Origin of the sequence: Kitasatospora sp. NPDC057518, assembly GCF_042802075.1 — a bacterium.
Taxonomy (GTDB): Bacteria; Actinomycetota; Actinomycetes; order Streptomycetales; family Streptomycetaceae; genus Kitasatospora.
Window position 1 is genome coordinate 1 of the sequence record NZ_JBHVEU010000341.1, and the last position, 9,580, is coordinate 9,580.

Consider the following 9,580-nt stretch of genomic DNA (forward strand, 5'->3'; position numbering starts at 1 on the left):
AAAACCCCCCCCCCCCGCCCTCCCCCCCCCCCCACCCACCCCGGGGCCCGGGCAATCCCTATTACCCCGGGGCCGGCGGCGCTTCCACCCCTACTCCCAGGGCTTCCATTTGCCGGTATCGATCTCGACGTCAAAGGGCTTCGGCAGCCGGACGGTCTCACCGAACTTCCACTCGCCCAGCACCTCGTACGTCCCCTCGCCCCGGTTCGGCTCCCCGAACAGGGTGACACCGGACAGCCGCGGGTCGCGGTCCACCAGCAGGTAGTTCGGCACCCCGCCCCGGGCATACCCGTTCCACTTGGTGGACCTGATCTGCCGCCCGAACATCGGGCGGCGGTCATAGCGGGCATTGGACGGGGAGGTCACCTCGACCGCCATGCCGATGTCGTCCGGGTGGAGGCGGGAGAGGTCTCCGTTCAGAGCCCGCTCCTCGACCTCGGTACCCACGATGACGAGGTCCGGGATGTAGCCGTCACCGATCTCCACCAGGTCCAGGTTGACCGTCTGCAGTGCCCTCCACGGGAAGGCCGGATCCGAACCCAAGGCCAGCGTGAACCGTCGCTCGATGTGCGAGAGGAACACCGCATGCGTAACTGCCGGCGCCGGTGACACGACGAACTCCCCTCCAATGACCTCGACCCGCGTGCCATCGTCCGGAATCCGCAGATACTGCTCAAGCTCGCCCCGGACCCACATGGCGTACGGCGAGTCGGGCAACGTCCAGTGCCCGGTTGCTTCCACAGCCATTACGTCGCTCCCTCCACGGTCGCGGCTCCAGCCTGGCCGCCCGGTCGCAGATATACCACTGCCGTACAAACCTTTCCCTCGAAGGGGAGGTTTGTACGGCAGCAGGTTGACGAACTAGCCCGTCCTCAGACGTTGAAGCCGAGGGCGCGGAGCTGGTCGCGGCCGTCGTCGGTGATCTTGTCGGGGCCCCACGGCGGCATCCAGACCCAGTTGATGCGCAGGTCCTGCACCAGGCCGTCGGTGGCCGTCTTGGCCTGGTCCTCGATGACGTCGGTCAGCGGGCAGGCCGCCGAGGTGAGCGTCATGTCGATGGTGGCCACGTCGGACTCGTCGATGTGGATGCCGTAGATCAGGCCCAGGTTGACGACGTCGATGCCCAGTTCGGGGTCGACGACGTCCATCAGGGCCTCGGTCAGGTCCTCGACCGAGACGGTGCCGGCGGTGGTGCCGACGATGACGGTGCCGGTCTGCTCCTCCGCAGTGGAGGGGGTTTCGTCACTCATGGTCTTGTCCTCCTCTGCGGGTCAGTCGTTCACGGCGGGGTTCTTGGCGAGCGCCTGGGCGGTGGCGTCCTTCCAGGCCATCCAGCTGAGCAGCGCGCACTTGACCCGGGCCGGGTACTTGGAGACGCCGGCGAACGCGACCGCGTCCTCCAGCACCTCCTCGTCGCCCTCGCCCTGGCCCTTGCTCTGCATCAGCTCCAGGAAGGCCTCCTGGACGGCCTGCGCCTCGCCGACGGTCTTGCCGACCACCAGCTCGTTCAGCACCGAGGCGCTGGCCTGGCTGATCGAACAGCCCTGGGACTCGTACGAGACGTCGGTGACCTTGGCGCCGTCGAGCTTCACCCGCAGGGTGATCTCGTCGCCACACGTCGGGTTGACGTGGTGCACCTCGGCGTCGCCGTCCCGCAGCCCCTTGCCCTTCGGGTTGCGGTAGTGGTCCAGGATGATGTCCTGGTACATCGAGTCGAGCTTCATGGTCGTCCTGCCCCGTCCCTCAGCCGAAGAAGTTCCGGACGTGGTGCAGGCCGTCGATCAGCGCGTCGACCTCGCCCGGCGTCGAGTACAGATAGAACGACGCCCGCGTGGTCGCCGGAATTCCGTACCGCAGGCACACCGGCCGCGCGCAGTGGTGGCCGACGCGCACGGCGATGCCCTGCTCGTCCAGCACCTGGCCCACGTCGTGCGGGTGGATGTCGCCGAGGGTGAAGGAGATCGCGGCGCCGCGGTCCACGGCCGTGCGCGGGCCGATGATCCGCAGGTCCGGGACCTCCAGCAGCCGCTCGACGGCGTACTCGGTGATCGCGTGCTCGTGCGCCGCGATCTTCTCCATGCCGATGCCCTGGAGGTAGTCGATGGCCGCGCCGAGTCCGACCGCCTGGGCGATCGGCGGGGTGCCGGCCTCGAACTTGTGGGGCGCCGGGGCGTAGGTGGACGAGCCCATGGTGACGGTCTCGATCATCTCGCCGCCGCCGAGGAACGGCGGGAGGTCCTCCAGCAGCTCCTGGCGGCCCCAGAGCACGCCGATGCCGGTCGGGGCCAGCATCTTGTGCCCGGTGAAGGCGACGAAGTCGGCTTCCAGCGCCTGCACGTCGAGCACCATGTGCGGCGCGGCCTGCGAGGCGTCGATGACGACCAGCGCGCCGACCGACTGGGCCTTGCGGACGATCGTCTCGACCGGGTTGACGGTGCCGAGCAGGTTGGAGACCAGGGTGAAGGAGACCACCTTGGTCTTCTCGGTGATCAGCTCGTCGATGTTCGACAGGTCGAGCCGGCCCTCGTCGGTCAGCCCGAACCACTTGAGCTTCGCACCGCTGCGCTGCGACAGCAGCTGCCACGGGACGATGTTGGAGTGGTGCTCCATCTCCGTGATGACGATCTCGGAGTCGGCGTCCACCCGGTACGGCTCGTCGGCCCAGGCCAGCATGTTGGCAACGAGGTTGAGCGACTCCGAGGCGTTCTTGGTGAAGATCACCTCGTTGCGGCTCGGCGCGTTGACGAACGCCGCGACCTTGTCCCGGGCGCCCTCGTACAGCGCCGTGGCCTCCTCGGCGAGCACGTGCACGCCGCGGTGGACGTTGGCGTTGTGCCGCTCGTAGTAGGCGTTCAGCGCCTCCAGCACCTGGCGCGGCTTCTGCGAGGTCGCCGCGTTGTCCAGGTAGACCAGCGGCTTGTCGTCGTGCAGCACCCGCTGGAGGACCGGGAAGTCCTTGCGGATCGCGTCGGTGTCGAGCAGTCCCGCGAACGGATGCGTCACTCGGACGCGCCCCCCTTCACATACGCCTCGTAGCCCTCGTTCTCCAGCTTGTCGGCGAGCTCGGCGCCGCCGGACTCGACGATGCGGCCGCCCGCGAAGACGTGGACGTGGTCGGGCTTGATGTACCGCAGGATGCGGGTGTAGTGAGTCACCAGCAGGGTGCCGACCTCGCCGGTCGAGCGGACCCGGTTGATGCCCTCGGAGACGATCCGCAGCGCGTCGACGTCCAGGCCGGAGTCGGTCTCGTCGAGGATCGCGATCTTCGGCTTGAGCAGCTCCAGCTGGAGGATCTCGTGGCGCTTCTTCTCACCACCGGAGAAGCCCTCGTTGACGTTGCGCTCGGCGAAGGCCGGGTCCATCTGGAGGGCGGCCATCGCCTCCTTGACCTCCTTCACCCACAGCCGCAGCTTGGGGGCCTCGCCGCGGACGGCGGTGGCGGCGGTGCGCAGGAAGTTGGAGACCGAGACGCCCGGGACCTCGACGGGGTACTGCATGGCCAGGAAGACGCCGGCCTTGGCGCGCTCGTCGACGGACATCTCCAGGACGTCCTCGCCGTCGAGCAGCACCGAGCCGCCGGTGACGGTGTACTTGGGGTGACCGGCCAGCGAGTAGGCGAGGGTGGACTTGCCCGAGCCGTTCGGACCCATGATGGCGTGGGTCTCGCCCTGCTTCACGGTCAGGTCCACGCCCTTCAGGATCTCGCGCGGGCCGTTCTCGGCGTCCACGGAGACGTGCAGGTCGCGGATTTCAAGGGTTGCCATGTGTACTCAGGACTCCTGGTTGACGGAGACGAGCACATCGTCCCCTTCGATCTTTACGGGGTAGACAGCGACCGGCTTGGTGGCGGGCAGGCCGGACGGCTTGCCGGTGCGCAGGTCGAAGCTGGAGCCGTGCAGCCAGCACTCGATCATGCAGTCCTCGACCTCGCCCTCGGAGAGCGAGACGTTCGCGTGCGAGCAGGTGTCGTTGATCGCGAACACCCCCTCGTCGGTGCGGACGACGGAGACCGGCACGCCGTTGAGGTCCACGCGCTTGGGAACGTCCTCCTGGAGGTCGTTCAGCGCGCAGGCACGGAGGAAGGTCATCGGGCTCAGACCGCCGATTCCAGCTCGGCGTCGATCTTCTCCATGAGCTGGTCCTGGACCTCGGCCACGCCGATCTGCTGGAGCAGCTCGGCGAAGAAGCCGCGCACCACCAGGCGGCGGGCCTCGTCGGCCGGGATGCCGCGGGCCTGCAGGTAGAACAGCTGCTCGTCGTCGAAGCGGCCGGTCGCCGAGGCGTGGCCGGCGCCGACGATCTCGCCGGTCTCGATCTCCAGGTTCGGGATCGAGTCGACCCGGGCGCCGTCGGTGAGCACCAGGTTCCGGTTGAGCTCGTAGGTGTCGGTGCCGAGCGCGGCGGCGCGGATCAGCACGTCGCCGACCCAGACCGCGTGGGCGTCCTGGCCCTGGAGCGCGCCCTTGTACGCCACGTTCGACCGGCAGTGCGGCGTGTCGTGGTCGACGACCAGGCGGTGCTCCAGGTGCTGGCCGGCGTCGGCGAAGTAGAGGCCGAACAGCTCGGCCTCGCCGCCGGGGCCTGCGTAGTTGACCCGCGGGTGCAGCCGGACCAGGTCGCCGCCGAAGGTGACGACCACGGACTTGTAGGAGGCGTCCCGGCCGACCAGCGCGTTGTGCTGGGCGACGTGGACGGCGTCGCGGTCCCAGTCCTGGACGGAGACGAAGGTGAGCTTGGCGCCCTCGCCGACCAGCAGCTCGACGTTGGCGGCCCGGGTCCCGGTGCCCGCGTGGTTGAGCACCACGACGGCCTCGGCGAACGGCTTGACGTCGATCACCACGTGGGCGAAGCGGACCCCGCCCTCGCCGCGCACGTCGATCCGGACCGGCTCGGCCAGCACCGACTCCTTGGGGACGGTGACGACCAGGGCCTGGTCGAAGGCGCTGAACGCCTGCGCGGCGACCCGGTCGACCGGCGTGCCGGCCTTGCCCAGGCGGGCGTCGTCCCGGCCGACGGTCTCGGCGGTGACGCCGTCCGGCAGCGTGAACTCGACCTTGTCCTCGCCGCGCTCGGCAGCGGCGGCGGTGCCGTCGTGCAGCCCGCCGAGGCGGTGCAGCGGGGTGAACCGCCAGTCCTCCTCGCGGCCGGTGGGCACCGGGAAGTCGTTCACGTCGAAGGACGGCTTGACCGCGACGCGCGCGTCGATCGGCTGCTGGACCGTGGTGCGGCCGGTGCCGGGGCCGGCGAGCTGCGCGCCCGCGCCGGCCGTGCCGACCTCGATCGAACCGGCGGTGGTGGAGCCGGTGGTGTTCTGCTCAGCCATGGCTGTTCGTAGTGCTCTCTTCCTCGGAAATGAGTGGACGGCGGCGGCCGGAGGTCAGCCGACCGCGCCCTCCATCTGCAGCTCGATCAGCCGGTTGAGCTCCAGCGCGTACTCCATCGGCAGCTCGCGCGCGATCGGCTCGACGAAGCCACGGACGATCATCGCCATCGCCTCGAACTCGGTCATGCCGCGGCTCATCAGGTAGAAGAGCTGGTCCTCGCTGACCTTGGAGACGGTCGCCTCGTGGCCCATGGACACGTCGTCCTCGCGGACGTCCACGTACGGGTAGGTGTCCGAGCGGGAGATGGTGTCCACCAGCAGCGCGTCGCACAGCACGTTGGACTTGGCGCCCTTGGAGCCCTCGCCGATCTCGATCAGACCGCGGTAGGAGGTCCGGCCGCCGCCGCGCGCCACCGACTTGGAGACGATGTTGGACGAGGTGTTCGGCGCCATGTGCACCATCTTGGCGCCGGCGTCCTGGTGCTGGCCCTCGCCCGCGAAGGCGATCGAGAGGGTCTCGCCCTTGGCGTGCTCGCCCATCAGGTAGACGGCCGGGTACTTCATGGTGACCTTGGAGCCGATGTTGCCGTCGACCCACTCCATGGTCGCGCCCTCGTACGCCACGGCACGCTTGGTGACCAGGTTGTAGACGTTGTTCGACCAGTTCTGGATGGTCGTGTAGCGGCAGCGGCCGCCCTTCTTGACGATGATCTCCACGACCGCCGAGTGCAGCGAGTCGGAGGAGTAGATCGGGGCGGTGCAGCCCTCGACGTAGTGGACGTAGGCGTCCTCGTCGACGATGATCAGCGTCCGCTCGAACTGGCCCATGTTCTCGGTGTTGATCCGGAAGTAGGCCTGCAGCGGGATGTCGACGTGCACGCCCTTCGGCACGTAGATGAACGAGCCGCCGGACCACACCGCGGTGTTCAGCGCGGCGAACTTGTTGTCGCCGGCCGGGATCACCGTGCCGAAGTACTCCTTGAAGATCTCCGGGTGCTCGCGCAGCGCGGTGTCGGTGTCCAGGAAGATGACGCCCTGCTCCTCCAGGTCCTCGCGGATCTGGTGGTAGACGACCTCGGACTCGTACTGGGCGGCGACGCCGGCGACCAGGCGCTGCTTCTCCGCCTCCGGGATGCCGAGCTTGTCGTACGTCGCCTTGATGTCCGCCGGCAGGTCCTCCCAGGACTCGGCCTGCTTCTCGGTGGAGCGGACGAAGTACTTGATGTTGTCGAAGTCGATGCCGGTGAGGTCGGAGCCCCAGGTCGGCATGGGCTTCTTGCCGAACAGCTTCAGGCCCTTGAGCCGCAGGTTCAGCATCCACTCGGACTCGTTCTTCTTCGCCGAGATGTCGCGGACGACGTCCTCGCTGAGCCCGCGCTTGGCCGCGGCACCGGCGGTGTCCGGGTCGGCCCAGCCGTACTCGTAATTGCCGAGGCCTTCGAGCTCGGGGTGCGAAACGGTGTCAGTCATGCGAGCTTCCTAACGCGCGGACGCTGAATCTTCGGTGGACACGGAATTTTTCATGTACTGGCAGTCGGCATCGCATCGGAGCCGCGTCCCGCCGGGGGCTGGGCGGACGACGATGCGGCACCGGGTGCCGGCACATAGGTGGTGCAGACCCCGTCGCCGTGGGCGATCGTGGCCAGCCGTTGCACATGGGTGCCCAGGAGCTGGGAGAAGACCTCGGTCTCCGCCTCGCAGAGCTGCGGGAACTGCTCGGCGATGTGCGCGACCGGGCAGTGGTGCTGGCAGAGCTGGGCGCCCGCCGGGGCCTTGGCCGCGGCCGACGGGACACGCCGCACCGTGGCAGCGTACCCGTCCGCGCTGAGCGCCTGGGCCAGCGCCTCGGGGCGCTCTCCGGCGGCGGCCAGGCGCAGGGCCTCCAGGTACTTCTCGGCCTGCTTGCCGAACCGGGCGCGGGCGAAGGCGGCGACCGCCTCCTCGCCCGCCTTGCCGCCGCCCACCGAGTCCGCGATCCAGCGCAGCGCGTCGGCGGCGAGCTGGTCGTACGCCTGGTAGAAGGCGTCCCGGCCGGCGTCGGTGAGGGCGAAGACCTTGGCCGGACGGCCCCGGCCGCGGCTGCCGTAGACCCGCTGTTCACGGGACTCGACCAGACCGGTGGCGACCAGGCCGTCGAGGTGGCGGCGGACGGCGGCGGCGGTGAGGCCGAGCCGGTTCGCCAGGTCGGCGGCGGAGGACGGGCCGTGGTCCAGGATCGACCGCGCGACCCGGTCCCGGGTGGCCCGGTGGCCCTCCAGCAGCACCTCGGCCGCCGTCACGGGCACGTCACAGGAGGAGGCCGACTCGGCCTCCCGCTGCTGGGCGTGCTCGCGCATGTTTTTCACAACACCAGTGTTGCGTAATTACTTCCGCCGGGACAAGCCGTGACCCAGGCCTCACCGGTGTCATCTGTCACGCAGGTTAGCCTTACCTGACCTGGGAAAACGATCACCGAGCCGCCGTCCGGCCGGCGCGTCAGGCCCTCTTACACTCGCCGGTATGCACTCCGAACCCGCGGTCCAGATCGCCGGGCTGGTCAAACGCTACGACGACAAGCTCGCGGTGGACGGCCTCGACCTCACCATCCCGGCCGGCGCGATCACCGCCGTCCTCGGCCCCAACGGCGCCGGCAAGACCACCACCATCGAGACCTGCGAGGGGTACCGCCGTCCGGACGGCGGCACCGTCCGCGTCCTCGGCCTCGACCCGGTCACCCAGAGCGCCGCGCTCCGGCCACGGATCGGCGTCATGTTGCAGTCCGGCGGCGTGTACGCGGGCGCGCGCGCCGTCGAGATGCTGCGGCACACCGCCAAGCTGCACGCCCACCCGCTGGACGTGGACGCCCTGGTCGAACGCCTCGGCCTCGGCTCCTGCGGCCGCACCACCTACCGCCGACTGTCCGGCGGCCAGCAGCAGCGGCTCGCCCTGGCGATGGCCGTGGTCGGCCGCCCCGAGCTGGTCTTCCTGGACGAGCCCACCGCGGGCCTCGACCCGCAGGCCCGCCGGGCCACCTGGGAGCTGGTGCGCGACCTGCGCCGGGACGGCGTCACCGTGGTCGTCACCACCCACCACATGGACGAGGCCGAGCAGCTCGCCGACCGGGTCGCCATCGTCGACCGCGGCAAGGTGATCGCCGACGGCACCACCGAGGAGCTGTGCCGCGGCGGCGCCGAGAGCACGCTGCACTTCGACGGCCCGCCCGGGCTCGACCTCGGCCCGCTGCTCAAGGAGCTGCCCGAGGACGCCACCGCCACCGAGACCGCCCCCGGCAACTACCGCGTCGAGGCGCCCGTCGACCCGCAGCTGGTGGCCGCCGTCACCGGCTGGTGCGCGGCCTCCGGCATCCTGCCCGAACGGCTGTCCGTCCAGCGCCGCAGCCTGGAGGACGTCTTCCTCGACCTGACCGGACGGGAGCTCCGCTCATGAGCGAACGCAGTGAGGCAACCATGAGCGCCGCCACGACGGACTACTCCCCCAAGCCGGGCCCCGCGCCCGTCGGCCGGATGCTGCTCGCCCAGACCGCGTTCGAGACCCGGATGCTGCTGCGCAACGGCGAGCAGCTGCTGCTCACCGTGGTCATCCCGACCGTGCTGCTGGTGCTGTTCTCCGCCGTGGACATCGTCGCGGTCGAGGGCCCCGGCAAGCGGGTCGACTTCCTGGCCCCCGGGCTGCTCGCGCTGGCCGTGATGTCCACCGCCTTCACCGGCCAGGCCATCGCCACCGGCTTCGAGCGCCGCTACGGCGTACTGAAGCGGCTCGGCGCCAGCCCGCTGCCGCGCTGGGCGCTGCTGACCGCCAAGACCGGCTGCGTCCTGGTGACGGAGGCGCTGCAGGTCGCGCTGCTGTCGGTGATCGCCCTGGCCCTCGGCTGGTCCCCGCACGGAAACCCCCTGACGGTCGCCGCACTGCTGGTCCTCGGCACCGCCGCCTTCTCCGGGCTCGGCCTGCTGATGGCCGGCACCCTGAAGGCCGAGGCCACCCTGGCCGGCGCCAACCTGGTGTTCATCCTGCTGCTGCTCGCCGGCGGGGTGGTCGTGCCGCTGGGCAGGTTCCCCGACGCGGTGCGCCCGGTGCTGGAGCTGCTGCCGATCTCGGCGCTCTCGGACGGCCTGCGGTCGGTGCTCCAGGCCGGCGCCGGGGTGCCGTGGGCGGACCTCGGCATCCTGGCCGGCTGGTCGGTGCTCGGCCTGGCCGCGGCCGCCCGCTTCTTCCGCTGGGAGTGACCGGCGGCGGCAACGCACAACGCCCCCCGGCCAC

The 9,580-nt window shown here is 70.0% G+C and carries 11 protein-coding genes; 2 read left to right on the forward strand and 9 right to left on the reverse strand.

Annotation, left to right across the window (positions count from 1 at the left end; translation table 11 throughout):
- Positions 1–90: 90 nt before the first annotated feature.
- From ACFU7Z_RS28640 to ACFU7Z_RS28680, 9 genes are all read right to left on the reverse strand, one after another.
- Complete coding sequence (locus ACFU7Z_RS28640) at positions 91–747, reverse strand: Uma2 family endonuclease (protein ID WP_380742812.1); 657 nt, start codon at positions 745–747, stop codon at positions 91–93.
- A 125-nt stretch (positions 748–872) separates the two neighbouring features.
- Complete coding sequence (locus ACFU7Z_RS28645) at positions 873–1,250, reverse strand: metal-sulfur cluster assembly factor (protein ID WP_259316762.1); 378 nt, start codon at positions 1,248–1,250, stop codon at positions 873–875.
- A gap of 21 nt (positions 1,251–1,271) precedes the next feature.
- Positions 1,272–1,724, reverse strand: a complete 453-nt coding sequence (gene sufU / locus ACFU7Z_RS28650; protein WP_049650585.1) for a Fe-S cluster assembly sulfur transfer protein SufU — start codon at positions 1,722–1,724, stop codon at positions 1,272–1,274.
- Between the two features lie 19 nt (positions 1,725–1,743).
- Positions 1,744–3,003, reverse strand: a complete 1,260-nt coding sequence (locus tag ACFU7Z_RS28655) for a cysteine desulfurase (RefSeq protein WP_049650586.1) — start codon at positions 3,001–3,003, stop codon at positions 1,744–1,746.
- Positions 3,000–3,764, reverse strand: coding sequence for a Fe-S cluster assembly ATPase SufC (sufC, locus tag ACFU7Z_RS28660; protein ID WP_074001667.1), 765 nt, complete (start codon positions 3,762–3,764; stop codon positions 3,000–3,002). The genes ACFU7Z_RS28655 and sufC overlap by 4 nt, the downstream gene beginning before the upstream one ends.
- A 6-nt stretch (positions 3,765–3,770) precedes the next feature.
- Positions 3,771–4,088, reverse strand: a complete 318-nt coding sequence (locus ACFU7Z_RS28665) for a bifunctional 3-phenylpropionate/cinnamic acid dioxygenase ferredoxin subunit (RefSeq protein WP_049650588.1) — start codon at positions 4,086–4,088, stop codon at positions 3,771–3,773.
- Positions 4,089–4,093: 5 nt separating this feature from the next.
- Complete coding sequence (gene sufD, locus ACFU7Z_RS28670; RefSeq protein ID WP_380780579.1) at positions 4,094–5,323, reverse strand: Fe-S cluster assembly protein SufD; 1,230 nt, start codon at positions 5,321–5,323, stop codon at positions 4,094–4,096.
- Positions 5,324–5,377: 54 nt separating this feature from the next.
- Positions 5,378–6,793, reverse strand: coding sequence for a Fe-S cluster assembly protein SufB (gene sufB, locus ACFU7Z_RS28675; RefSeq protein WP_049650590.1), 1,416 nt, complete (start codon positions 6,791–6,793; stop codon positions 5,378–5,380).
- A gap of 50 nt (positions 6,794–6,843) precedes the next feature.
- Entirely contained in the window at positions 6,844–7,668 is an 825-nt protein-coding gene (locus ACFU7Z_RS28680; protein ID WP_259316761.1) for a metalloregulator ArsR/SmtB family transcription factor, read from the reverse strand.
- Positions 7,669–7,822: 154 nt separating this feature from the next.
- Between ACFU7Z_RS28680 and ACFU7Z_RS28685 the strand changes: the two genes are divergently transcribed.
- Complete coding sequence (locus ACFU7Z_RS28685) at positions 7,823–8,749, forward strand: ABC transporter ATP-binding protein (protein WP_380780581.1); 927 nt, start codon at positions 7,823–7,825, stop codon at positions 8,747–8,749.
- A 20-nt stretch (positions 8,750–8,769) separates the two neighbouring features.
- A complete protein-coding gene (locus ACFU7Z_RS28690) occupies positions 8,770–9,546 on the forward strand; it encodes an ABC transporter permease (RefSeq protein ID WP_380780584.1) in 777 nt (258 codons plus the stop codon).
- Positions 9,547–9,580: the final 34 nt, after the last annotated feature.